Source organism: Arthrobacter sp. 01L42, assembly GCF_056400005.1.
Genome location: NZ_JBFTSL010000005.1, coordinates 194,363 through 218,355 on the forward strand (window position 1 = coordinate 194,363; position 23,993 = coordinate 218,355).

25 protein-coding genes are annotated in these 23,993 nt (G+C 68.0%); 12 read left to right on the forward strand and 13 right to left on the reverse strand.

Annotation, left to right across the window (positions count from 1 at the left end; all coding sequences use genetic code 11):
• Nucleotides 1-419 precede the first annotated feature (419 nt).
• Nucleotides 420-1,382: a heme o synthase gene (locus AC1DN2_RS06205; RefSeq protein WP_026266346.1), complete on the forward strand. Its 963-nt coding sequence runs from the start codon at nucleotides 420-422 to the stop codon at nucleotides 1,380-1,382.
• A 131-nt stretch (nucleotides 1,383-1,513) separates the two neighbouring features.
• Nucleotides 1,514-2,461: a threonine/serine dehydratase gene (locus tag AC1DN2_RS06210; RefSeq protein ID WP_476849621.1), complete on the forward strand. Its 948-nt coding sequence runs from the start codon at nucleotides 1,514-1,516 to the stop codon at nucleotides 2,459-2,461.
• 37 nt (nucleotides 2,462-2,498) lie between these two features.
• Here AC1DN2_RS06210 and AC1DN2_RS06215 read toward each other — a convergent pair whose 3' ends face one another.
• From AC1DN2_RS06215 to AC1DN2_RS06235, 5 genes are all read right to left on the reverse strand, one after another.
• Nucleotides 2,499-3,659, reverse strand: a complete 1,161-nt coding sequence (locus AC1DN2_RS06215) for an acyltransferase family protein (protein WP_476849622.1) — start codon at nucleotides 3,657-3,659, stop codon at nucleotides 2,499-2,501.
• A gap of 290 nt (nucleotides 3,660-3,949) precedes the next feature.
• The gene (locus AC1DN2_RS06220; protein WP_476849623.1) at nucleotides 3,950-4,474 is read right to left on the reverse strand and encodes a hypothetical protein; all 525 of its coding nucleotides are present in this window, start codon (nucleotides 4,472-4,474) and stop codon (nucleotides 3,950-3,952) included.
• A 286-nt stretch (nucleotides 4,475-4,760) separates the two neighbouring features.
• Entirely contained in the window at nucleotides 4,761-5,705 is a 945-nt protein-coding gene (locus AC1DN2_RS06225) for a COX15/CtaA family protein (protein ID WP_476849624.1), read from the reverse strand.
• 7 nt (nucleotides 5,706-5,712) lie between these two features.
• Nucleotides 5,713-6,525, reverse strand: coding sequence for an ABC transporter permease (locus AC1DN2_RS06230; protein WP_230008147.1), 813 nt, complete (start codon nucleotides 6,523-6,525; stop codon nucleotides 5,713-5,715).
• A complete protein-coding gene (locus tag AC1DN2_RS06235) occupies nucleotides 6,522-7,490 on the reverse strand; it encodes an ABC transporter ATP-binding protein (RefSeq protein ID WP_028275511.1) in 969 nt (322 codons plus the stop codon). Before AC1DN2_RS06235 ends, AC1DN2_RS06230 begins: the two co-directional genes overlap by 4 nt.
• 171 nt (nucleotides 7,491-7,661) lie before the next feature.
• On the opposite strand from AC1DN2_RS06235, the gene AC1DN2_RS06240 reads away from it, so the two are divergent.
• The 7 genes from AC1DN2_RS06240 to AC1DN2_RS06270 all read left to right on the forward strand — a co-directional run bounded on the left by AC1DN2_RS06240 (nucleotide 7,662) and on the right by AC1DN2_RS06270 (nucleotide 13,721).
• Nucleotides 7,662-8,525, forward strand: a complete 864-nt coding sequence (locus AC1DN2_RS06240) for a helix-turn-helix transcriptional regulator (protein WP_476849625.1) — start codon at nucleotides 7,662-7,664, stop codon at nucleotides 8,523-8,525.
• Complete coding sequence (gene sufB / locus AC1DN2_RS06245) at nucleotides 8,525-9,988, forward strand: Fe-S cluster assembly protein SufB (protein ID WP_476849626.1); 1,464 nt, start codon at nucleotides 8,525-8,527, stop codon at nucleotides 9,986-9,988. Before AC1DN2_RS06240 ends, sufB begins: the two co-directional genes overlap by 1 nt.
• A complete protein-coding gene (gene sufD, locus AC1DN2_RS06250) occupies nucleotides 9,988-11,274 on the forward strand; it encodes a Fe-S cluster assembly protein SufD (protein WP_476849627.1) in 1,287 nt (428 codons plus the stop codon). Before sufB ends, sufD begins: the two co-directional genes overlap by 1 nt.
• A gap of 31 nt (nucleotides 11,275-11,305) precedes the next feature.
• Entirely contained in the window at nucleotides 11,306-11,665 is a 360-nt protein-coding gene (locus AC1DN2_RS06255) for a non-heme iron oxygenase ferredoxin subunit (RefSeq protein WP_223917407.1), read from the forward strand.
• 88 nt (nucleotides 11,666-11,753) lie between these two features.
• Nucleotides 11,754-12,551 (forward strand): Fe-S cluster assembly ATPase SufC, encoded by a 798-nt coding sequence (sufC, locus tag AC1DN2_RS06260; RefSeq protein WP_026537381.1) that lies wholly within the window; start codon nucleotides 11,754-11,756, stop codon nucleotides 12,549-12,551.
• Between the two features lie 13 nt (nucleotides 12,552-12,564).
• Nucleotides 12,565-12,897, forward strand: a complete 333-nt coding sequence (locus AC1DN2_RS06265) for a metal-sulfur cluster assembly factor (RefSeq protein ID WP_018772973.1) — start codon at nucleotides 12,565-12,567, stop codon at nucleotides 12,895-12,897.
• A gap of 227 nt (nucleotides 12,898-13,124) precedes the next feature.
• Entirely contained in the window at nucleotides 13,125-13,721 is a 597-nt protein-coding gene (locus AC1DN2_RS06270; protein ID WP_476849628.1) for a hypothetical protein, read from the forward strand.
• Nucleotides 13,722-13,776: 55 nt separating this feature from the next.
• Here AC1DN2_RS06270 and ypfJ read toward each other — a convergent pair whose 3' ends face one another.
• Nucleotides 13,777-14,664: a KPN_02809 family neutral zinc metallopeptidase gene (gene ypfJ / locus AC1DN2_RS06275; protein ID WP_476849629.1), complete on the reverse strand. Its 888-nt coding sequence runs from the start codon at nucleotides 14,662-14,664 to the stop codon at nucleotides 13,777-13,779.
• Nucleotides 14,665-14,722: 58 nt separating this feature from the next.
• Here ypfJ and AC1DN2_RS06280 point away from each other — a divergent pair, with 58 nt between their 5' ends.
• Nucleotides 14,723-16,135 carry a class I adenylate-forming enzyme family protein gene (locus AC1DN2_RS06280; RefSeq protein ID WP_476849630.1) on the forward strand — a complete coding sequence of 471 codons (1,413 nt, stop codon included), beginning with the start codon at nucleotides 14,723-14,725 and terminating at the stop codon, nucleotides 16,133-16,135.
• Nucleotides 16,136-16,268: 133 nt separating this feature from the next.
• Nucleotides 16,269-17,423: a thiolase family protein gene (locus tag AC1DN2_RS06285; RefSeq protein ID WP_476849631.1), complete on the forward strand. Its 1,155-nt coding sequence runs from the start codon at nucleotides 16,269-16,271 to the stop codon at nucleotides 17,421-17,423.
• Between the two features lie 329 nt (nucleotides 17,424-17,752).
• On the opposite strand, the gene AC1DN2_RS06290 is transcribed toward AC1DN2_RS06285, so the two are convergent.
• Genes AC1DN2_RS06290 through AC1DN2_RS06300 form a run of 3 tightly spaced genes read right to left on the reverse strand, consistent with a single transcriptional unit; the run spans nucleotide 17,753 to nucleotide 19,832 of the window.
• Nucleotides 17,753-18,385: an energy-coupling factor transporter transmembrane component T family protein gene (locus AC1DN2_RS06290; protein WP_476849632.1), complete on the reverse strand. Its 633-nt coding sequence runs from the start codon at nucleotides 18,383-18,385 to the stop codon at nucleotides 17,753-17,755.
• Nucleotides 18,382-19,188: an energy-coupling factor ABC transporter ATP-binding protein gene (locus AC1DN2_RS06295; RefSeq protein ID WP_476849633.1), complete on the reverse strand. Its 807-nt coding sequence runs from the start codon at nucleotides 19,186-19,188 to the stop codon at nucleotides 18,382-18,384. The genes AC1DN2_RS06290 and AC1DN2_RS06295 overlap by 4 nt, the downstream gene beginning before the upstream one ends.
• On the reverse strand, nucleotides 19,185-19,832 hold the full coding sequence (locus AC1DN2_RS06300) for a biotin transporter BioY (RefSeq protein ID WP_476849634.1): 648 nt from the start codon (nucleotides 19,830-19,832) through the stop codon (nucleotides 19,185-19,187). The genes AC1DN2_RS06295 and AC1DN2_RS06300 overlap by 4 nt, the downstream gene beginning before the upstream one ends.
• Before the next feature lie 327 nt (nucleotides 19,833-20,159).
• Between AC1DN2_RS06300 and AC1DN2_RS06305 the strand changes: the two genes are divergently transcribed.
• Nucleotides 20,160-21,758 (forward strand): ABC-F family ATP-binding cassette domain-containing protein, encoded by a 1,599-nt coding sequence (locus tag AC1DN2_RS06305; protein ID WP_476849635.1) that lies wholly within the window; start codon nucleotides 20,160-20,162, stop codon nucleotides 21,756-21,758.
• A gap of 95 nt (nucleotides 21,759-21,853) precedes the next feature.
• Here the strand turns inward: AC1DN2_RS06305 and AC1DN2_RS06310 are convergent, their stop codons facing one another.
• From AC1DN2_RS06310 to AC1DN2_RS06325, 4 genes are read right to left on the reverse strand one after another with little or no spacing between them, the layout of a single operon-like run.
• Nucleotides 21,854-22,333, reverse strand: coding sequence for a YbaK/EbsC family protein (locus tag AC1DN2_RS06310; protein ID WP_476849636.1), 480 nt, complete (start codon nucleotides 22,331-22,333; stop codon nucleotides 21,854-21,856).
• A gap of 3 nt (nucleotides 22,334-22,336) precedes the next feature.
• Nucleotides 22,337-23,215: an SURF1 family cytochrome oxidase biogenesis protein gene (locus tag AC1DN2_RS06315; RefSeq protein WP_476849637.1), complete on the reverse strand. Its 879-nt coding sequence runs from the start codon at nucleotides 23,213-23,215 to the stop codon at nucleotides 22,337-22,339.
• On the reverse strand, nucleotides 23,216-23,509 hold the full coding sequence (locus tag AC1DN2_RS06320) for a hypothetical protein (protein ID WP_476849638.1): 294 nt from the start codon (nucleotides 23,507-23,509) through the stop codon (nucleotides 23,216-23,218). It lies immediately after the preceding gene.
• Nucleotides 23,506-23,970 (reverse strand): DUF3099 domain-containing protein, encoded by a 465-nt coding sequence (locus AC1DN2_RS06325; protein WP_028275536.1) that lies wholly within the window; start codon nucleotides 23,968-23,970, stop codon nucleotides 23,506-23,508. Before AC1DN2_RS06325 ends, AC1DN2_RS06320 begins: the two co-directional genes overlap by 4 nt.
• Between the last annotated feature and the right edge of the window lie 23 nt (nucleotides 23,971-23,993).

The following is a 23,993-nucleotide window of genomic DNA, read 5'->3' on the forward strand; positions in this document are numbered from 1 at the left end:
CCCGCTGCGGTTCGTACCAGCCGTTCACCATCGAAACGTTGATCTATCATTCAGACGCAGATGCAGAGCCGCGTGTTCCGGCAAGTGCCTAAATGCGTGCCCGTGTGCGCTGATCTAATGACAGCCTAGTCCCATTCCACTTTGTGGTCAGCGTATATCTCACCAATTGGACCTGATTTCGCTTATATGAATCACCGTCCGCCGCGGGGCCGGTGAGCCGGCGTTAACGCGCCGGAATCATGGCGCGGCATTCGGCGGCCCTCCGGCCCGGAGCTCCACGGTATGATGGGTGGTGGCCTTCGACTGGGGCAAGGACACGGGTGTGCGCCGAGCGCGGAGCCCGGTCTGCAGCACAGTGCGTTGCGAAATCCACCCGGGGCTGCCCAGCCAGACAGAACTGCACAGCCAGACAGAACAGAGTGACTGCCACCGTGAGCACAACTAATACGCCGCTGAACGCCTCCCCGGCCTCGGGAAGAATGGGCTTCGGCCGCAAAGCCAAGGCCTACCTGGCGCTCACGAAACCCCGCGTGATCGAGCTCCTGCTCGTCAGCACGCTGCCCACCATGATCTATGCCGAACGCGGCTTCCCGTCGATCGGCCTGATCCTGGCGACGCTGGTGGGCGGCGCGTTCGCGGCAGGTTCCGCAGGCGCCTTCAACTGTTATATCGACCGCGACATCGACAAGCTCATGCACCGCACGGAGAACCGGCCCCTGGTCACCGGTGAGGTCACACCCCGCGAAGCCCTCATCTTCTCCTGGCTGCTGGGCGCGGCGGCGATCGCCATCCTCTGGTTCGGGGCCAACCCGCTCGCCGCGTGGCTCGGACTCGGCGCCATCGTCTTCTACGTGGTCATCTACACCATGATCCTGAAGCGGCGCACGGCCCAGAACATTGTCTGGGGCGGCGCCGCCGGGTGCTTCCCGGTCCTGATCGCCTGGGCCGCCGTCACCAACACCGTCGAGTGGCCCGCCGTCGTACTGTTCATGGTGATTTTCCTCTGGACGCCGCCGCACTACTGGCCGCTGTCGATGCGCTACGGCGAGGACTACCGCAATGCCAACGTACCGATGCTGGGCGCCATCGCCGGGGCGAAGGTGGTTTCGGTGCAGGTGGTCCTCTACGCCTGGGCCATGGTGGCGTGCTCGCTGCTGATGATCCCGGCCGGTGGTGCCGGCTGGGTCTACACGGTGACCGCCGTCGGCGCCGGTGCCTGGTTCCTGTACGAGTCGCACGCCCTGTACAACCGCGCCCAGGCCGGCGACGTATCCAACAAGGGAGCCATGAAGGTCTTCCACGGCTCCATCAGCTACCTGACCCTGCTCTTCATTGCCCTGGCCGTCGACCCGTTCGTCGGCTCGGCCATCATGGGCGGCTGATCCCCCCGTTCATCTGCCTGACGCTCCCTCACCAGTGGTGGGGGAGCGTCAGCTGTATCAGGGGGACGGTCCTTTTCGGTCCCGGGGTATCCTTACGAACCGGCCAGGCGACACAACCCCAGGGGGAGCCCGTGATCAACCGCAGCGATGTACTTCAGGCACAGAACCGCATCAGTGGCCACCTGCGGCGCACACCGTTGCTCCGCGGGGGTACCGCTGCCGCCCCGCTCTGGTTCAAATGTGAGTTCCTGCAGCGCACAGGCGTCTTCAAGGCACGCGGCGCCTTCAACCGCCAGCTCGCCGCCCGGGAGCGCGGGGAGCTTGACCCGGCAGTCGGTGTGGTGGCGGCGTCGGGCGGCAACGCGGGTTTGGCGAACGCGTACGCCGCCGCGGTCCTCGGTGTGCCGGCGACGGTGTTCGTCCCGGAGAACGCCCCGCGGGTAAAGGTCGAGCGTCTCCTCGCGTACAACGCCACGGTCCGGCAGGTCGGCGCCGAGTACGCGGAGGCTTTCGCGGCCGCAATGCACTACGTGGAAGATACCGGCGCCCTGTTCTGCCATGCGTACGACCAGCTGGAAATTGCGGCAGGCGCAGGCACCCTGGCCGAGGAAATCCTCGAGGACGAGCCCGGCATCGACACGATCGTCGTCGCCGTCGGCGGCGGCGGACTCTATGCGGGCGTGGCGGCAGCTGCCGAGGGCCGGGCCCGCGTCGTCGCGGTCGAGCCCTACACCATCCCCACGCTGCACGCGGCCCTCGACGCCGGCCGCCCGGTCGACGTGGCCGTTTCGGGCGTCGCCGCGGATTCCCTCGGGGCCAGGCGCGTGGGTGGGATAGCCTTCAGCATCGCCTCACGCGTCCCGCCGACCTCTGTGCTGGTGGACGACGCCGCCATCGTCGCCGCCCGGTCACAGTTGTGGGGCGATTACCGGATCCCCGCCGAATACGGGGCTGCGGCTGCGTTCGCGGCGCTCACGTCAGGGGCGTACACACCCGCCGAAGAGGAACGCGTCGCGGTGATCGTCTGCGGGGCGAACACCGATGCCTGCACGCTGGAGAACGACCCGGGCAGCGACTGAACAGCGCCGACTGAGGGGTGCCGACTAACCGTGCCGACTAACCGTGCCGGGAAGCGGCGCTGCCGGCCTGCTGCCGGTCCGGATGGTAGCGGGCCGAATAGTGCTGGTCGAAGCGGGCCCGCGCGATCCGCCCGAGCCGTTCGACAGTGTGCCAGCTGATGACCGCAATGAGCAGGGTCACCACAATGGCGGACACCGCGATGAGCGGCGGCAGATCGGCCGTGGAGCCGCCGTTGAGCCAAAGAATGACGGCGTAGTTCCAGAGGTACGCGGCGTAGGAGACAGTGCCCAGCAGCTGCACCGGGCGCGTCCACTTCGGCATCGCCGCGGTTCGGGAGGCGGCCAGTGCGACCAGGACGGCCGCGGCGGCCATGGCCAGCGGGCCGCCAATGAAGATGAAGGCCGGCGTTTCGTTGGCCTTCGGGAAGTAGATCAGCGCGGCCAGGACGGCGACGGAACCGAGCAGGGCCGCGCGCCTGAGCCAGCGGCCGCTGAACCAGTTGAACACATGGACCCTGTACAACCGCAAGGCCGAACCGATGATCAGGCCCAGGCCCCACGTGGTCGGCAGCGCGTAGACCAAGGAGTGAAGTTGCGGGGCCAGGGTCACCATTGCCAGCACACTGGCCGACATGAGGAACAGCGCTACGGCGGCGGACCAGCCAATCAGCTTTCCCTGGCGGTTGCGCCGCAGGGCGAGCACCAGCAGCGCGGGCCAGATCAGGTAGAACTGTTCTTCCACCGCCAGCGTCCAGAGCGGTCCGATCGCCATGCTGACGTCGAACGGCAGGGGGAGGTCTTTGAGGTAGCCAAGACCGGCGAGGACGGTGTAGCCCACGATTCCCTTGGACCGGTCACCGAGGACGTCGGTGGCCAATTCGACGATCGCGTAGACGCCCAGGAGAGAAACCAGTGCCGGCACCAGCCGGAAGGCCCTGTGCGCATAGAAGCGCCCGTAACGAATCTTACGGTGCCGTTCGATATCGCCGACCAGCACGTTGGTGATCAGGTAACCGCTCAACACGAAGAAGGCAATGACACCCACGATGCCGGCGCCCTGGAATATGCCGGGCCAGGAATGACCGAGCAGGACGGCGCCCACGGCGGCACCGCGAAGAACGTCCAGGCCGTCCAGCCGCGGGCGCTTTGCAGTATGTTGGACCGTCTGTGCGGGCCTTTCGCCGACTAGTAACGCCACATAACCTCCGGTGCCTCTGTCTGGCCGGTTCCGATTCCAGCTGCATCAAGGCAAAACCGCGCCGTCCGTCTATCCATGGATGCGATTGCGGCGCCAGTCCTGCGCCCTATCCAAGTATTCCCGCCTTGGCTGGACGAAACCTGACGCCGGTTCTGCGGCTGCCCGGCTCTGCGGTTGGTTGTAGGGCGGGCCCGAAAAGGGGCCACAGCATCCAGTATTCCGAAATCTTTCCCGTTTGGACAAGTGACCGGCCGGTAACCGGGCGTCGAGGGGGACGCCTTTAGGCCTCTTTAGAGATTGTGGGCCACCAGCTCCAGCCCGATTACCAGCAGGCTCAACACGACTTCGGCGAACATGATGGCGGCCTTGTGACGCAGCGGGATCTCGAGGCGGCGGATCGCGAGGAACCCGACGATGCCGAGCGAAACAACCAGAACAGCGACTGCCCACCCGAGGGCAACGGCCGTCGACCACAGACCGAGGCCGGCTGCCGTGAGGAGGAGCAGCGGGGTGACCAGGACGCCGAGGCCGCCCGCGCTGACCGCGATCATGTGGTGCAGCTCCTCACCGGTGGGAAGCTTCGAATGAACAGTCAGGTGGCTCAGGAGGTCGGCGACGAAAATCCCCAGCAGGGAGCCGATCACCACGATGCTGAGCGTCGCCGCCGCTGCCAGCGGCGTGGTCTCGTCCGCGTGACTCCGAAGCGCCAACACCACGGCCAGGCTCGTGAAGATGATGTATACACGTTCTTTGAGGCTCGCCGCGCGTTGGCGGGCTGAGGGTGAAGGAGGCACGGTCGGTTCTGTCGCTTGCATCAGAGAAGGCCTTCCGGTCAGCGTCACGGGAACGAGCGAGGAAAGCCCACGGCCGCGACGATCCATATCCATGCCATCCCATAGTCCACCCGGAAATCCCGTCAAGGCCAGCCCCCGGGAGGTGAATGCGCTACTGGTCATTGTTGCCGCAGCGCCCGTACGAGTGCCCAGACAGCAACAGACAGCAAACGCGGGGCCACTTACGGCCCGTCCGGACGTGCCGGAAGGGCGGTAAGTGACCCCGCGATGCTTTGTTCAGGGGTGCTGCGGCTGATTAGTCCACCGGTTAGTCCACCGGGCTGTAGCGGGCGAGGTCCGCGGCGTTGGTCGCCGCGCTCATCAGCAGTGCCGCCGCCAGCATGTGAGCGCCGACGAGCAGCGCCGGGATGCCGTTGTAGTACTGCGTGAAGCCGATTGCGGCCTGCAGCACCGTGACGCCCAGGAGCATGAACACCGCGGAGCGGAACGGCCCCTGAATCCGCCCGCGGACCACAAGGACCAGCGCGAACAGCGCGCCGGCGGTCACCAGGTAGGCGGGCACGGCGTGGATGTGCGCGAACAGGTCCCAGTCGAGGTCGTTGCGCGGGGCGTTCGCGTCCCCGGCATGCGGACCGGCGCCGGTCACCACCACACCGAGGCAGACCGCGACGGCGGAGAGGACCGCGACGGCGGTCATCACCGGGCGGGCAACGCCCGGCAGGGCGGGAAGCTGCACGGTCCGGGCCTTGCCCGTGCGGCCGTACGCCCGGTTCACCAGAAGCGTCGCCAGGACCACGAGGGCCATGGACACGAGGAAGTGCAGGCCTACGACCCATGGGTTCAGCTGGGTCAGCACCGTGATGCCGCCGATGACGGCCTGGGCCGGGATGCTGGCGAGCAGGCCGAGGGCCAGCAGGAAGAGGTCGCGGCGCTCCTTGCGGAGGTTCCACAGATAGACCAGCATCATCACGGCGACGGCCGCCAGCGCAAACGTCAGGAGCCGGTTGCCGAATTCGATGATTCCGTGGATCCCCATTTCCGGGGTGGTCGTCAGGGATCCCTCCGTGCAGCGCGGCCACGTGGGGCAGCCAAGGCCCGAGGCCGTCAGGCGGACGGCACCGCCTGTCACCACCAGGACGATCTGGCCAATGAGGGACAGCACGGCCAGCCGCCTGATCGTCTTATCGACGCGGACTGGCAGCCGGGAGGTGATTCCGGAGACAATCCGGGGAGTTCGTGACGCCGTGCTCACAGTTTTCTCAATTCCACTTAAACCAACGGGTTGCTGCGCCGCCGGCGATCGCCGTCCAGAGCAGCAGGACAAGAACGGCGGCACCATTGACGCTGCCGTACAGGAAAGCATCCCTCAGCGCCTGGCCCAGCGCGCCGGAGGGGAGGAAATGCACCACGGCCTGGGCCAGCGCCGGGAGCCGTTCGGCCGGAATCACGATTCCGCCCAGCGCGCCGAGCAGGATCCAGAGCAGGTTGGTGATGGCCAGGGTCGCCTCCGGCCGGACCGTCCCGGCGACCAGCAGCCCGAGTGCCGTGAAGGCGGCGGCGCCGAGGATCAGGATGGCCAGCCCGGGCAGCCAGCCCGCGGGATTGGGCTGCCAGCCCAGCAGCACGGCCACCGCGGTCACGATGAGCACCTGCAGGAACAGCACCGCCAGGACGGCCAGGACCTTCCCCGCAATCAGGCCGGTGCGGCCCAGGGGTGTCGTGGAAAGAAAGCGCAGGACGCCGTAGCGGCGGTCGAAGCCGGTGGAGATGCCCTGCCCGGTGAAGGCCGTGGACATGGCGCACAGGGCCAGGATGCCGGGGACGGCGACATTGATGCGGCTCGAACCGAGCCCGTCCAGCAGCGGCGTCACGGTCAGCCCGACCATGGCCAGCAGCGGCAGCACGATCGCGAGGATCAGCTGCTCGCCGTTCCTGAGCATGGTGACTGTCTCGTACTGCCCCTGCAGCAGGATGCGGCGCAGCAGGGAAGCGGGCGCGCTGCCATGCGCGGCGGGGGGCGCGCCGGCACGGCGTGCGCTCTCCAGCGGGGCACCACCTGTTACGCGGTTCATCGGATCTCCCTTCCGGAGATGTCCAGGAAGACGTCCTCGAGGCTGCGCGCTTCAAGGCTCAGGGAGCTGGGCATGATCCCGCGCTGGGCCCACCACGCGGTGATCGCGGCGAGGTCGGCGGGGGTCAGGGCTCCGGTCACGGCGTAACTGCCGGCCCGCGCCTCGGTGACGTCGACGCCGTCGGGCAGCACGCCTGCGAAGTCCAGGCCTGGTTCGGTTTCGAACAACAAGGTGCGGATGTGCTGCGACGCGTCGCCCGCCGGGAGCTGGTGGCGCAGGAGCTGGGCGACGGTGCCCTCGGCGACGTTGCGGCCGGCGTCGATGATGTAGACGTAGTCCGCCAGCCGCTGGGCGTCGTCCATCAGGTGCGTCGTCAGGATGATGCCCATGCCGCTGTTCCGCAGTTCGGAGATGAGATCGAAGACCATTTGGCGGGACTGCGGGTCGAGGCCCGCGCTGGGCTCGTCGAGGAACAGGACCTCCGGATTGCCGACCAGCGCCGCGGCCAGGGCGAGGCGCTGTTTCTGCCCGCCGGACAGGCGCCGCACGTTGGTGCGGCTGAAGGAGTCGATGCCCAGGCGGCCGATGAGTTCATCCACCGGCCACGGGTCCTGGTACATGCCGGCGATGTGCCGCAGCAGGGGGATGGGCCGGGCCGACGGCGGCAGGCCGCCGTCCTGCAGCATCACGCCCACCCGGGCGCGGAGGCCCGCGCCGGCCGAATCCGGATCGTGGCCGAGTAGGCTGATGGCGCCGGCGGTGCGCTTTTGCAGCCCCTGGGCGCATTCGATGGTGGTGGTCTTGCCCGCGCCATTGGCGCCGAGCAGGGCCGTGACTTGGCCGCGTTCGGCGATGAGGGAAAGGCCGCTGACCACGCGCAGCATCTTGCCGTCGAGGGTGGGCAGTGGACCAACATCCTTGACAAGCCCGCTGATGGTCAGAACGGGGGATTCGGGAGATCGCACCACAGCATTCTACGCGATGTAGTACGTCGGCTCCCCGGAGGGGGCGTCCCGCAGGCAAGCCATGCCTTACTGGAATGCCGGACTAAATTACGACATGATTGTGTTGTGTATTCCATGAGCCCCCCTGTGTATGGAGCAGCTGTGTCCGGAGCCGCGGTGTCCGGAGGCCCTGTGTCCGGAGCCGCTGCGTCCGCAGTCCCGTCCGCGCGCGGCGCCGCGCGCGTCAGGCCTGCCCGGGTACACGTGGCGGCCGTTCCGGACGCAGTTCCCGCGGCTGCCGGCACCCACACGCACGACGCCGAAGAGCGCACCCGCGACCGCGTCCTGAACGCGGTCCTGGAACACGGACCCATCAGCGCAGCCGAACTCGGCGACCTCCTGGGCTTCACTCCGGCCGCCGTGCGCCGCCACCTGGACCACCTCGCGCGCACCGGAGTGATTGAGGTCAAGCGGGTTGCCCGCGCCGGTGCCGGCGCCGGACGGCCCGCCCGCCGCTACGTCCTGAGCTCCCAGGGCCAGTCGAACCTGGGCAACGACTACCTCGACATCGCCTCCGTGGCGCTGCGCCGGCTCGGCGAGGCGGCCGGCCCCGAGGCCGTGCGGCAGTTCGCCGTCGAGCGGTTCGCCGACATGGAGCGCCGCTACGCACCGGAGATCGAGCAGGCCGGACCGGACATCACGGCCCGCGCCCAGGCTCTCTCCGCGGCGCTGAGCCGCGACGGGTTCGTCGCCTCGGCGCAGTCGATCGAAGCCAAGGCCCCGCTCCCGGCGGCGCTCTCCAGCGTCCAGCTCTGCCAGGGGCACTGCCCCATCCAGCACCTGGCTGCCCAGTTCCCCGTGTTCTGCGACGTGGAGACCGAAGTGTTCTCCCGGCTGGTCGGCGTCGATGTGCGCCGGCTGTCCACCCTGGCGCGCGGCGGGCACGTCTGCACCACCCACATACCTACGGGCCGTCCGGCCGCCGTCGGGACTCCCAGTCCCGCTGCACCGGTCAACCCGGACGAAGTATCCAACCATCTCCAAGAAAGGCCGTGATGACGGACCAACTATCAGAGAAGAAGGTTGCTGGCTCTACTGTGATTTCGGAGATTCTGGAAAAGAATCCCGAGCTCCACGGAATTGGCACCTATGAGTACGGCTGGGCCGACAAGAACGACGTCGGGGCCAACGCCCGCCGCGGCATCAATGAGGACGTTGTTCGCGATATTTCGGCCAAGAAGAACGAGCCGGAATGGATGCTCGACCTCCGGCTCAAGGGCCTGAAGTACTTCGACCGCAAGCCCATGCCCACCTGGGGCGCGGACCTGTCCGGCATCGACTTCGACAACATCAAGTACTTCGTGCGCTCCACCGAGAAGCAGGCCGCCACCTGGGAGGACCTGCCCGAGGACATCCGGAACACCTACGAGAAGCTGGGCATCCCGGAAGCCGAGCGCAGCCGCCTCGTCTCCGGCGTCGCCGCCCAGTACGAGTCTGAAGTGGTCTACCACCAGATCCGCGAGGACCTGGAAGCCCAGGGCGTCATCTTCCTGGACACCGACACCGCGCTGCGCGAACACCCGGAAATCTTCCAGGAGTACTTCGGCACCATCATCCCGGTGGGCGATAACAAGTTCGCGTCGCTGAACACGGCCGTCTGGTCCGGCGGTTCCTTCGTGTACGTGCCCAAGGGCGTCCACGTGGACATCCCGCTGCAGGCCTACTTCCGCATCAACACGGAAAACATGGGCCAGTTCGAGCGCACGCTGATCATCGCGGACGAGGACTCCTACGTCCACTACATCGAAGGCTGCACCGCGCCGATCTACACCTCGGACTCGCTGCACTCCGCCGTCGTGGAAATCATCGTGAAGAAGGGCGCCCGCGTCCGCTACACGACCATCCAGAACTGGTCCACCAACGTGTACAACCTGGTCACCAAGCGCGCCATCTGCGAAGAGAACGCCACCATGGAATGGATCGATGGCAACATCGGCTCGAAGGTCACCATGAAGTACCCGGCCGTCTACCTCGTGGGCGAAGGCGCCAAGGGCGAGACCCTGTCCATCGCGTTCGCCGGCGAAGGCCAGCACCAGGACACCGGCTCCAAGATGGTCCACATCGCGCCCAACACCAAGAGCTCGATCATCTCCAAGTCCGTGGCCCGCGGCGGCGGCCGTGCTGCCTACCGCGGCCTGGTCCAGGTCCGCGAAGGCGCCAAGCACTCGGCCAACACGGTCCGCTGCGACGCTCTCCTGGTGGACACCATCAGCCGGTCGGACACCTACCCATACATCGACATCCGCGAGGACGACGTCACGATGGGCCACGAGGCCACGGTCTCGCGGGTCAGCGAAGAGCAGCTGTTCTACCTGATGTCCCGCGGCATGCGCGAAGACGAGGCCATGGCGATGATCGTCCGCGGCTTCATCGAGCCGATTGCCCGCGAACTGCCGATGGAATACGCCCTCGAGCTGAACCGACTGATTGAACTGCAGATGGAAGGATCGGTCGGTTAATGACTGACATCACTACTGAAAAGGCCCGCATCGGCGCGCCCTCAGCCCAGCCGTTCATCAACGGCTTCACCGAGGAAGGCGAAAGCCTCTCACCGCTGAACGCCGCGGAGTCCAAGGCGCCGCTGGCCGGCGAAGCCGTCAAGCGCCACTCGCACGGCGGCGGCGTCGGCGTACCGGACAGCTCACGCGCCGGCCGCCTGACCTCCTACAAGCTGGCGGACTTCAAACCGCTGACCGGCATGGAGGAGGACTGGCGCTTCACCCCGCTCAAGCGCCTCCGCGGCCTGCACACCGAGGTCCTCACCGGTGCGGCGCCGGCCGTGAGCGTCACCGCTCCGGACAGCGTCAGGGTCGAGACCGTCGGCCGTGACGACCGCCGGATCGGCTCCGCCGCCATCCCCGAGGACCGGGTCTCCGCGAACGCCTGGGAGAACTTCACCGAGGCCACCGTCATCACGGTCCCGTCCGAGGTCGAGGTGGAGGGCGAGGTCAGCGTGCTGCTGACCGGCCAGGGCACCGAAGCTTCCGCGCAGCACGTCGTGATCGTCGCGGAAAAGTTCTCCAAGTCCGTCGTCGTCCTGGACCACCAGGGCACCGCCGTCGTCTCGGAAAACATCGAAATCCTCGTTGAGGACGGCGCGCAGCTGACCGTCATCTCGCTCCAGGAATGGAACGACGACGCCGTCCACGCCTCCTCCCAGCAGGCGAAGCTCGGCCGCGACGCGAAGTTCAAGCACATCGTCGTCAGCCTCGGCGGCGACCTCGTGCGGGTCACGCCTTCGGCACGCTTCACCGCCCCGGGCGCCGAAGTGGAACTGTTCGGCCTGTACTTCGCCGACGCCGGCCAGCACCTCGAGCAGCGCCTGTTCGTAGACCACGCCGTGGCCAACTGCAAGTCCAACGTCCTGTACAAGGGCGCCCTGCAGGGCCGCAACGCGCACACCGTGTGGGTCGGTGACGTTCTGATCCGCAAGGAAGCAGAAGGCACCGACACCTACGAGGCCAACCGCAACCTGGTCCTGACCGACGGTGCCCGCGCCGATTCCGTGCCGAACCTTGAAATTGAGACCGGCCTGATCGCCGGCGCCGGCCACGCCAGCGCCACCGGACGATTCGATGATCAGCACCTGTTCTACCTGATGGCCCGTGGCATCCCGGAAGAGGTGGCCCGCCGCCTGGTGGTCCGCGGGTTCCTGAACGAGATCATCCAGAAGATCAACGTTCCGGCCATCGAAGACCGCCTCACGGAAGCCGTCGAGCGCGAACTCGCGGCGACCAATCACTAGTGCGCAGCACCAGAGAACACGGACGACATCAATGACTGAACAGCCAAAGGGCGAGCTAGTCTGCAACGCCAGCGAGATCCAACTCAAGCAGGCGCTGCGGATCCTGATCGACGACTACCCGGTAGCGATCGTGAAGGACTCGATGGGGGAGATCCACGCCATCGGCGACACCTGCTCGCACGCGGACATTTCGCTCTCCGAAGGAGAAGTCGAAGGCTGCAAAATCGAGTGCTGGGGCCACGGCTCCCAGTTCGACCTGCGCAGCGGCGAGCCGCTCCAGCTGCCGGCCTATGATCCCGTTCCCGTGTTTGCCGTGACCGTCCTGGATGACGAGGTCTACGTGGACTTCACCAACGTCCTGAACGGCGCCGAGGCTCCCAACTTCAGCTAGCTGCCTGCAGCCGGCAACCCGCACAAGAAAACTTATCGCCAAGAAAACGCACAGTGCCGAGGGCACGGTGCAGAGGAGAACAAGACACATGTCGACTCTTGAGATCAAGGACCTGCACGTCAGCATTGACACCGAGCAGGGCACCAAAGAAATCCTGAAGGGCGTCAGCCTGACCATCAGGACCGGCGAGACGCACGCCATCATGGGCCCCAACGGCTCCGGCAAGTCCACGCTGGCGTCCACCATCGCCGGGCACCCGCGCTACAACGTCACCTCCGGCACGATCACCCTCGACGGTGAAGACGTCCTCGCCATGAGCGTCGACGAGCGCGCCCGCGCCGGCCTGTTCCTCGCCATGCAGTACCCCGTCGAGGTCCCGGGCGTGAGCATGACCAACTTCCTGCGCACCGCCAAGACCGCGATCGACGGCGAAGCCCCCAAGCTGCGCACGTGGACCAAGGACGTCAAGGCCGCCATGGCGCAGCTGCGCATCGACGCCGACTTCACCCAGCGCAACGTCAACGAAGGCTTCTCCGGCGGCGAGAAGAAGCGCGTCGAGATCCTCCAGCTCGAGCTCTTCAAGCCGAAGTTCGCCATCCTCGACGAGACCGACTCCGGCCTGGACGTCGACGCGCTCAAGGTTGTCTCCGAGGGCGTCAACCGCGCCCACGGCGAAGGCAACATGGGCACCCTGCTCATCACGCACTACACCCGGATCCTGCGCTACATCAAGCCGGACTTCGTGCACGTGTTCGTCGATGGCCAGGTTGTGGAAGAGGGCGGCCCGGAGCTCGCCGACCGCCTCGAAGACGAAGGCTACGACCGCTACGCCACCGGCGCAGGGGCGGCCACCATCGCTGCCGCCTCGGCTGCAGCCCAGGCGTAGTTAGGACTCCGCAATGACCGAACTCAATGTGGCCCGCACGGGCCTCGAGGATGTCGAAGAGGCGCTCAAGGATGTGATCGACCCGGAACTCGGGGTGAACATCGTTGATCTGGGCCTGCTGTACGGTCTGAAGTACTCGGACGACGACGGCGCCCTGCTGATCGACATGACGCTCACCACCGCTGCCTGCCCGCTCACCGACGTGATCGAGGAGCAGGTCGGCAAGGCCCTGGACGGGATCGTCGACGACTGGCGGCTCAACTGGGTGTGGATGCCGCCATGGGGTCCGGAACGGATCACCGAGGACGGCCGCGACCAGATGCGCGCCCTGGGCTTCAACATCTAGGTCCCCACCGCCTCCCTGGCCTCGCTTCGCTCGGCCAGAGAACCCTCGGCGGCGGAGGCCCCTAATTACGCCGACGGCGGCCCCACCTCATTGAGGCGGGGCCGCCGTCGTCATTTCGTTCCGGCGTTCCCGCCGCCGTTCCCATATCGTCCCGGCGGTGGTCTGATAAAGACAACGGGTCCACACGCTTCGGGCCGGGCACGCCGTCGAACAGGAGGCACACGGGAATGGATGCCACGCCACCGCCGCGGCCCTCCGATGCGGGCAAGGACTTCGTGGTTGTCGAGGACAGCGGCGAGTTCTCCTACTACCGGTCCCGGGAAGCCCTGCTGGCCGACTTCGAATATGTCGGCGAAGCTCCGTGCATCATGGACCGCAGCGCCACTACCTACCGGCTGGAGCTGGACGAGAACCGCCACCTGCGCATGGGACCGCCCCTGGGATCGGTGGAGTTCCACTGGCTGCGCCAGGCCCTCGCCGAGGCGCGTGACGTGCATCCCGAGTCCCTTCGGCTGCAACGGGTTGACCCCGTCGGGCTCGCCGGGCTCGTGGCCGGACTGTTCGAGACGCTGCAGCTGGAACGCGGAACCGATGCTGAGCTGGGGCTTTGGAGCCTGGACATCGACGGTCTGGCGACGCGGCGCAATGCGCTGGCCGACGTCGACCGCCTCCTGGCCGGAAACGACCGGCTGGAATCGGTACTGGTGACCGACCCCTTCGGGCACCAATACCGGCCCGTGTGGCACGCAAAGCACCGGCACTTGGGCCACGCCGGATTCCTCAGCTACGTCGAGGTCCCGATCCGGCGCCGGCAGCGCGGGTGAGGCCTCGGGTTTAGGCCCGAGAGTTGGGCCGAAGGGTTGGGGCCAGGGGGTGGGGCTAAGGCGTTGCCACCGCGAACGTGTCGCACTTGTTGATGTCCCCGGTGGTGTACCCCTGGTAGAACCACTTCTGCCGCTGGGCACTTGAGCCATGGGTCCATGCCTCCGGTGAGACGCGGCCCGTGGCGGCCTTCTGGATGCGGTCATCACCGACGGCGGAGGCCGCCGACAGGGCGTCCTTCACGTCCTGGTCAGTGAAGGGGTCGAGATAGGGCTGGCCGGTCTTGGGATCCGCCTGCGTCGTTGCATAGTGGGCCCACAGCCCTGCGTAGCAGTCGGCCTGGAGCTCAACCCGGACACCCCCGGAGCCGGGGCCCTGCGGATCCTGTTGCGCCCGGTCGAGGTCGCCAAGCAGGTTCTGGACGTGGTGGCCGAATTCGTGGGCCACCACATATTCCTGCGCCAGGGGACCGCCTGAGGAGCCAAACCGGTCCACCAGCTCCTGGAAGAAGCCGGGATCGAAGTACGCCGTGGTGTCCACGGGGCAGTAGAACGGCCCCACGTCCGAGGTGGCGGCGCCGCAGCCGGTGTTGGTTCCGCCGGTGAAGATCACGGCCTTCGGCCGCGGGTACTTGGTGTTGTACTGCGACAGATAGGCCGGCCAGAAGGCGTTCAGGCTGTTCACCGTGCCGGTGATCCTGCAGTCGAGGCGGGCGTCGGCGTCAGCGCCGGTCTGGCAGGCGGGGGCAGAGCCCTGGCTCTGCGACTGGGGCTCCTGGACGGTGCCGGCCAGACCCTCGAGAAGCTGGGGGTTGATGCCAAAGAGGGCTGCCAGCAGCAGGATGATGCCGCCGCCGATCCCGCCGCCGATCATCGGGCCGCGGCCCATCCCGCGACGGTCCTGGACTTGTGACGGGTCCAGCGGGGCGTTGTCGTTAAAGCTCATGGAGTCACAATATCCCGCACACGCAGCCGCGGCGCCCGGCAACGCTAAAGTTGGTTCGATGCCTTTTCTCGACAGACTCCAGCGCTGGGCCGATGACCGTCCCGACGAGACAGCCGTCGTCGTGTCCGGAGAGCACCTCAGCTGGTCTGCCCTGCGGGACAACGCGGCGGCCCTGGTGCCCTCGGCGCCGGCCATCACTGTGCTGTCCGAACAAAATTCAACCCACTTCGCCATAGCGTTCGCCGCGGCCGTGGCTGGTGAGCGGCAGTGCGCCGTGTTGGACCCGGCCTGGCCCCAGCAACTCCAGGACGGCATCACCGCCCGCATCGCCGGGTCGGAAACGGGTCCGGCGCGTGCAGTTCCCGGGCCGGACCCGTTCTTGGTCGACGGGCCGCCGGAGACCTCGTTCCTGGTCGGCCTGACGTCCGGCACGACCTCGGTGCCCAAGGCGTTCACCCGCTCGCGGCGGTCCTGGCAGGAATCCTTCGAGGCCTCCATCGAATTCTTCGCACTGACGCAGGACGACAAGTCCCTGGCTCCCGGGCCGCTCGCGGCAAGCCTGAACCTCTACGCCCTCGCCGAATGCCTGTATGCCGGCGCCGAGTTCCACAGCCTGGACCACTTCGACGTCGGTGCCGCCCACGCGGCCGTCAGCCACGACGGCATCACCCGCCTGGTCCTGGTGCCCACCATGCTCCGGCTGCTCAGCGAGCGGGGCCTTACCGGCGGTGTCGATGCCTCCGGCATCCGCAGCATCATCTGCGCCGGTTCCAAGCTGGACGCCCGGACGCTGGAGGCGGCCCGGCGCTGGGCCCCCAACGCGACCATTTTCGAGTACTACGGCGCCTCCGAGCTCAGCTTCGTCTCGGGCGCCGGGTTGCGCCCGGGCGAGCCCGTCGAGCCGGGCGGGACCGGCATCGGGAAGCCCTTTCCCGGCGTCGAAATCCGCATCCTCGGCGACGACGGCGCCGAACTCCCGGACGGCAGCGACGGCAACATCTGCGTCCGCAGCGGCATGGTCAGCAACGGCTACCTGTGGGGTGACGACGGCCAGGCGCTGCGCTGTTTCGACGGCTGGTACACCGTGGGGGACCAGGGCTACCTCTCCGACGGGACCCTGCACATGCTGGGCCGCCGCTCCGACATGATCATCACCGCCGGCACCAACGTCTACCCGCATGAGGTCGAGATGGCGCTGGCCTCCGTCCCGGGCGTCGCGGCGGCCGTGGCGGCCGGCATGCTTGACGATCTTCGCGGCCAGCGCGTCGTGGCCGGCGTCGTGCCCTCGCACGGGGCGGTCACCGCCACCCAGCTGCGGTCCGGGATCGACGATGTGCTGGCCCGGAACAAGCGCCCCCTGGAGTACTTCGTGCTGACTGAGCTGCCCCTGACGGAGCGCGGCAAAATCAGCCGGCAGCTGCTGCTGGACTGGGTGGCCCGGAACGATCCCAGGATCCGGCGTCTTGGCTGAGCCGCGCGCGGGCAGCGGGCCGGCAGCACCCGGGCGGCCGACCCGCGGGACGTCGTTCCCCGGGCGGTCTGTTCCCGGGCTGTCTTTCCCGGGGCTGTCTTTCCCGGGGCTGCTGCCTGAGGACAGGCAGCCGGTGATCATCGCCGCGCGCCGGACGCCGCTGTGCCGGGCCAACGGGGCCCTGAAGAAGCTGCGCGCTCACGAACTCCTGGCTCCGGTGCTCCGCAGCCTGCTCGGCGATGCCGGCGACGGCCCCGGCCGGGAATCCGTGACCGACGTCGTGATCGGCAACGCCGTGGGCGGCGGCGGAAACGTTGCCCGGCTCGCCGCGCTGGAGGCGGGCCTGCCGGTCACCGTCCCCGGCGTCACCGTGGACCGGCAATGCGGCTCCGGTCTGGACGCGATCGTCCTGGCCTCCCGGCTGGTCGCGGCGGGCGGCGGCGGCCTGTACCTTGCAGGCGGCGTGGAGAGCATCAGCACGGCTCCGCTCCGGGCCCACCGCAACGACTACGGCAGCCCGGACTTCTACAGCCGGGCCCAGTTCGCGCCGCTGAGCTTCGGCGACCCCGACATGGGGGTGGCGGCCGAAAACGTCGCCGCCCGCTTCGGCATCAGCCGGGAACGCCAGGACGCTTTCGCGCTCCGCAGCCACCATCGTGCCTTGGCAGCCGCGGCCGCCGGGAGGTTCGACGCCGAGCTCGTGCCCCTCGCCGCCGGCTCCGGGGGGTCCGCGGCAGCCGACGACGGTCCGCGGCCGAGTCTTGGCCCGGCCCTGATGGCCCGTTTCCCGCCTGTATTTGCCAGCGGCGGCACGGTCACGGCCGGGAACTCCTGTTTCGACGCCGACGGCGCGGCCGCCGTCGTTGTCACGTCCATGGAGCGGGCCCGGCAGCTGGGCGCCGCCGACGGGCTGCTGGTGCTGGGAACCGATACCGCAGGGGTGGCGCCGCAGCTCCTCGGCATCGGAGCGGCCGCTGCGGCCGGACGGCTCCTGGCGGCGCACGGACTGAGTGCTGCGGACGTGGGCCTGGTGGAATTCAACGAGGCCTTCGCGGCCCAGACGCTCGCGTGCTTTGACCAGTTGGGAATCGACCCGGACCAGGCCAACCTCGACGGCGGCGCCCTGGCCCTCGGTCACGCCTATGGAGCCTCGGGCGCGGTACTGGTCACCCGGCTGCTGGCCCAGGCCCGCAGGTCCCCGGAGCCGGGGCAGCTTTCCCTGGCGATGATCAGCATCGCAGGCGGCATGGGCACGGCCGCACTGCTGGGGTACGCGCGCCTCGACTAGCCCCTCGGGAGGGGGACATGTGCGTGGCAGGTGCCGGCGGGGGGGACATGCCCAGTCCTGGGCACGAGGAGTGGACATATGGGCCACATGTTCACTGGCTGCGGGCAGGGGAGGGCATGCCCATTCTTCGCCGGGCCACCGGGGGGACATGCCCATTCTTCGCGGCGCAGGGTGGACATATAGGCCAAATCTCCACTTGCGGCGGTGAACTGCTCCCCGGAAGTTGGACTGAGATATTCAGTTCCGACTCCCGGGGAGCAGTTCGCGGCCAGGGGAGGGCATGTCCACCAACCATCTGGGCAGCGGAACCGCGGCCCGGCCATCCGGGGCTAGTCTTCCGGGTCCTCCGGCTCACCCAGTCCACGGGCGGCGAGGGCCTCGCCGGTCTGCCGGGCGAAGGCCACCGTGCTGATGAAGACGGGCAACACCAGGGCCCGCGGGTTGCGTTCGAGTCCGCGGGCCCTGGCCGAGTCGCGCACGTCCGTGTAGGCCCCGGCAACGAACGGGATGCTGCGGAGCATGATGGCGATGGTCAGGGCGAAGCGTTCAGGGTCCGCACCGAAGCGCCGGAACGGCCGGGCAAGCGACGCCACGCCGTCGAGGAGTGCCTGCACAGGAGTGGTGGCGGTCAGGATTGACGCCGCGACGACGCAGACCAGGACGTTCAGGACGATCCGGGCGGCGGTCGGTGCGCCCAGCTGCCACCATTGAAAAAGCCCGATCGCCACGAGTACCGGAAGAACCGGACGTACCGCGCGGAACAGCCGGGCCGGGCCGGCCCCGCTGAGCAGGAACAGTCCGCAGAGCAGCACCAGCATGACGGCCGACACGGCCCAGTCCGCGATCAGGAACGACGTCATTCCGCACCCAACGACCAGCAGGAACTTCAGCCACAGCGGCGCACGGTGGACCAGGGACGAGCCCGGCACATACGCCGCCAGCAGGAAGCCGTGACCGCTCACGCCTGCTCCCGCCGGGCCTGGTCGGGCACGGCCCGCTCCAGCCGGCCGCCGGCTACGCCGCCGAGCCCACCGCCTGCTGGGACGCCGTCAGCCGCTGGCAGGCCCGCCGCGCTCAGGGCGCGGTAACGGGCGACGGCGGTTGCCGGTTCGCCATCGAACACCACCTTCCCGGCGTCCACCACCAGGACGCGGTCCATGTCCAGGGCCAGCTCGAGGTCGTGGGTGGACAGGATCACCTGCTGGCGGAGCCCGGCGAGGGTGCGCCGCAGGAGTTCGCGGTTGCGCAGATCCAGCAGCGTGGACGGCTCGTCCAGGACAAGCACCTCCGGATCGACGGCCAGGACCGCGGCCAGCGCCAGGAGCTGGCGTTCGCCGCCGGAGAGCTCGTAGATGCTCTGGTCCGCCAGCGGCAGGAGACCGAACCGTTCCAGCACCGACTCCGCGTGGGCCCTGCGCTCGGTGGCGTTGCGGATGGAGCGGCGCAGGGACAGTTCCACATCCTCGCGTCCGGTGGGCATGACGAGCTGGGAGAGCGGGTCGGTGAACACGAAGCCCACGCGGCGGCGGACCTCACGGACGGCCCGGACGGTATCGGCGCCGTCGACTCTCACGGTGCCGTCGCTGGGTGCCACGAGGCCGTTCAGGAGCCTCAGGAGGGTGGACTTGCCCGAGCCGTTGGCCCCGATAACCCCGATCCGCCGTTCCGTCAGGTCGAGCGAAAACTCCTGGAGCAGCGTCTTGGGTGCGGGGCGGCCGTCAACCGGCACCCGCACCGAAACCCGGTCCAGGACGATGATGCTCACGGGCGGGTGTCAACCGTCCGGACACGGCGCAGCAGCAGGTCCGGGAAGGCCTTGTGCAGGGCCAAGGCGATGCTGACGGCCAGGACGTTCTTGATGATGTCGCCGGGGTAGAACACGAGATCGGCCAGGAAGGCTTTGGAGAAGTCCAGCTTGGCGTTGACCATCATGCCCAGGATGCCCAGGCCGTGGATGAAGACGATGCTGCTCACCATGGCGGCGGCGAACAAGAGGATGGCACGCAGTCTGCCTTTGCGGTTGGCGGTGCGCTTGAGCACGACGACGGTCAGCCAGCCGACGGCCGTGGCGGCCAGCAGGAACCCGATGATGTAGCCGGCGGAGGGTCCGGCGAGGACGCCCAGCCCGCTGCGGCCGCCACTGAAGATCGGCAGGCCGGCGAAGCCCAGCAGCAGGTACAGGCCGACGGCGGCGAAGGCCCGGCCCGGGCCCAGAGCCAGGCCCGTGAGCATGACTGCAAGGGTCTGCAGCGTGATGGGCACGCCGAGGCCGCCTACGGGAATGGCGGCGATCAGTGCCGAAGCGGCCACCAGGGCGGCGAAGACGGCGATGAGGCCAAGGTCGGTGGCATTCCAGCGGACCCGGCGGCGCGGGGTCCTGGCTGCGGCGGGACGGTCGGTTTGCGTCATGATGTTCCTGTCGGGGTGCTGCTCAGGGAGCTGCGGCGGAAATATGGATTGTGATATTGACTGTACGGCCGCCGCGCGGACGGTTTTTTGTAGGCGCCCCACTAACCGGCAGCCCGGTTGCTGGAGGGCACCGCCAATGAACACCTCCAGCCGGCCGGGCCAGCATCGCGACGGCGGCTGCCTACTGCCATACATGCCAATGTCATGGAGCCGGGGTGGTGCCGGTAGACTTGCAGAGGCCGTGCTCTCGCATCGCCCTGCCCCGGCCCCGCCCAGACTCCACCCGTCGTGCCGCGGCATTCCCTGTTGTGAAAGGCCTTAGCTGCATTGATTACCGTCCAGGATCTCGAACTGCGCGCCGGCGCCCGCCTCCTCATGGACCAGGTGAGCTTCCGGATCGACAAGGGAGACAAGATCGGTCTGGTCGGCCGTAACGGTGCAGGCAAGACAACGCTGACCCGGGTGCTCGCGGGCGAGGGCCTGCCCGCCGCCGGCAAGGTAACCCGCACCGGCGAAATCGGCTATCTGCCGCAGGATCCCCGCACCCCGGACATGGAGCAGCTCGCGCGGGACCGGATCCTGTCCGTCCGCGGCCTGGACATTGCCGTGGGCAAGCTCCGTCTGGCGCACGAAGAGATGGCCAGCGAGGACCCCGCGGTCCAGCGCAAGGCGATGAACCGCTATGACCGGCTGGAATCCGAATTCCTGGCCGCCGGCGGCTATGCCGCCGAAGCCGAGGCGGCAGCGATCTGCTCGAACCTCGCCCTGCCGGACCGGCTGCTGAACCAGCCGCTCAAGACCCTGTCCGGTGGACAGCGGCGCCGCGTGGAGCTTGCGCGCATCCTGTATTCGGACGCCGAAACCATGCTCCTCGATGAGCCCACCAACCACCTCGACGCCGATTCCATCTCCTGGCTCCGTGAGTTCCTCAAGAACCACCAGGGCGGGCTGATTGTCATCAGCCACGACACCGAACTGCTCGAAGCGACGGTCAACAAGGTCTTCCTCCTCGACCCCAACCGCGCGCAGATCGACTTCTACAACATGGACTGGAAGCGCTACCTCAACCAGCGCGAAACGGACGAGCGCGCCCGCAAGCGTGAGCGGGCCAACGCGGAAAAGAAGGCCCAGGTCCTCATCGACCAGGCCAACAAAATGCGCGCCAAGGCCACCAAGGCCGTCGCCGCCCAGAACATGGCCAAGCGTGCCGAGCGCCTGCTCGGCGGCCTCGAAGCCGTCCGCGCGACCGACCGCGTGGCAGCACTGCGCTTCCCGGACCCGTCACCCTGCGGCAAGACCCCGCTCACCGCGGACGGCCTCAGCAAGTCCTACGGCTCGCTGGAGATCTTCACCGACGTCGACCTTGCCATTGACCGCGGGTCCAAGGTGGTCATCCTGGGCCTCAACGGCGCCGGCAAGACCACGCTGCTGCGGATGCTGGCCGGCGTCGACAAGCCGGACACCGGCGAAGTCGTTGCGGGCCACGGCCTGAAGGTGGGCTACTACGCGCAGGAGCACGAGACGCTCGACGTGGACCGCACTGTCCTGCAGAACATGCGCTCCTCCGCCCCGGACATGAACGACGCGGAAGTCCGCAACATCCTGGGCTCATTCCTGTTCTCCGGCGACGACGTCGACAAGCCCGCCGGTGTGCTCTCCGGCGGCGAGAAGACCCGGCTGGCGCTGGCCACCATCGTGGCCTCGAGCGCGAACGTGCTGCTCCTCGACGAACCCACCAACAACCTGGACCCCGCCAGCCGCGCCGAAATCCTCGGGGCCCTGAGCAACTACACCGGCGCCGTCGTCCTCGTGAGCCACGATGAGGGCGCCGTCGAGGCGCTCAACCCGGAGCGTGTCGTCCTGCTTCCCGACGGCATCGAGGACCACTGGAACGAAGACTACCTGGACCTCATCACGCTGGCGTAAGTGACCCAACCGACCCGCAGCCGGGGCCGTTCCCGGCACTGAAAACGGCCCCAGCAGCGAGGCAGCCGGGTGGCCCCAGCAGCGAGGCAGCAGGGTCAGCGGACCGGCATCTCTTCCGCGGCCGTGATCCGGTGCAGGTCCGCGTAGCTGATCGAGAACATCGAGTTGTGATCCCCTGCGCCCGCCCAGAGCACACGGTGGGCCGACAACGACTCATCCAGCAGAGTCCGGATCTTCTCCGGGTGGCCTACCGGGGCGACGCCGCCGACCTCCTGGCCGGTGTGGGCCAGGACGAACTCGGGGGAGGCACGACGGATCTTGCCCGTGCCCAGCCGGTCCGCGACCTTGCGGACGTCCACCTTGGCCGCGCCGCTGGCCAGGATGAGCAGCGGGGTGCCCCCGAGCTCAAACACCAGGCTGTTGGTGATCGCCGCGACATCGCAGCCCAGCGCCGCGGCGGCCGCTGCCGCCGTCGGCACCTTCGCGTCGAACACCGTCACGGTGTCCTGGGCGCCCAGGGCGGTGAGGGCCCGCTTGACGTTGGCCACCGGGCCGGGAAAGGCGTCAGGGCTCATCGCTCAGAACCCCTGGGCGTCGAGGATGGCGTCTTCCTCTTCTTCCGCCGTCGCGTTCTTGCGCTTCCGCGGAGCAGGACGACGGCGGGCCACCGGGCCGCTGGAGTGCAGGAACACGCCCTCGGCGGCCTCGGCTTCGGCGTCCTCCGCGTCGATCGCGGCGTTGCGGGCCTGCTGCCTGGCCGCGTAGCCGAACCCGACGAACATCAGCACGCCGAACGCGAACCACTGCAGGGAGTAGGACAGGTGGGTGCCCTCATCAGTGGTCGGTTTAGGGAACGGGAACGGCATGTCCTGCACCGACGGCGACTCGGAGGCCAGCTGTCCGTAGGCGCCCGTCAGCAGCGGATAGCCCAGCTGCCCGGAATAGGCGGAAAGGTCGATCGAGGCCAGCTGTCCGTCAGGGGCGCCGCGCTGCAGCTCGGGCTCGGCCGGCTTGAGGCGGGCAACCACCGTCACCGGCCCCTGCGGCGGGGCAGGCACTGAGTCGGGCCGTCCCGGGGTGTTGTTGCCGATGGGCAGCCAGCCACGGTCGATCACCACGGTTTCGCCGGACTGGAGCTTGAAGGGGACCACCACCTCGTAGCCGGGCTGGCCGTTGAGCGGGCGGTTGCGGACAATGCGCTGGCCGGCGGCGTCGTAGCTGCCCTTCAGTTCCACCTGGGTCCACTCCCGCTCCGGATTCAGCCGGCTGAACTGGTCGCGGACATCGGCGAACGGCACGGGGGTGGCCGAGTAGTTGGAGACCACCCGGTTGATTTCGGCCAGGGTCTCGGCGCGGCGGTCCATCTGCCACCGGCCCAGCCCAACGCAGCCGGCAGCGAAAATCGCGGCCAGCAACAAGTACCCCAGCCATTTACTGGAGAAGAGAAAGCGGTACATTCAGCCGATCCTGCCTGACGGGTCGAGAGGGGCGGTCACTGGCGGGAGGGGGACGTTCTCTGCGCCGAGGACCACAGTCTCTTTCCACAGTCCGCGCGTCTGGAGGTAGTCCTCAAGCCACGCGCGGTGCTCCCCGCACGCCAGCCAGATCTTGCGCCGCTCCGGGGTGTGGATCTTGGGATTGTTCCACAGCAGCTGCCATTCCGCCGCCGCGCGGCAGGCTTTCCGCGAGCAGACGGTGCCCGGGGCCGCGGCCTTGTCACCACCGGTCCCGGCCAGGTCAAAGAGATTCATGAAGCTGCCCGTCCGTGGTCGTCGTCGTTCTCATCTTCGATCAGCTCACCCTGCAGCAGCGTCCCTGAACCATCTGCGCCGTCGCTCAGATCCTGCCCGTTTGGATCCTGCCCGGCGGGGCCCGCGGTGTCCGGTGCGTCCAGCTCTGCGAGCGGAGCATAGTCCAGGAGCGAGTCACTGTGGATTTCCGCCTTGTCGCTGCCGTTGGCGATCACCACCGCCACCCAGGGCAGGAAGACAGCGCCGGCAATCGGCAGGAGCTTGAACCAGCCATCCACGACAAAAATCAGGATCAGGCAGACCATGCGGATGCCCATGGCGATGGCATACTTCACCATCCGCTGGTGCATCTCGTCCGAGTGCGCAGCAGCGGCGTCGGTGATGCTGTGCACCTCGGTACCGCCGGACTCGGAGTCCGGCCTCCCGGGCACATGAGCACCGGGTCGGTTTTTGAGTGTCACGGCTGTCAGATCACGCTCCCAAG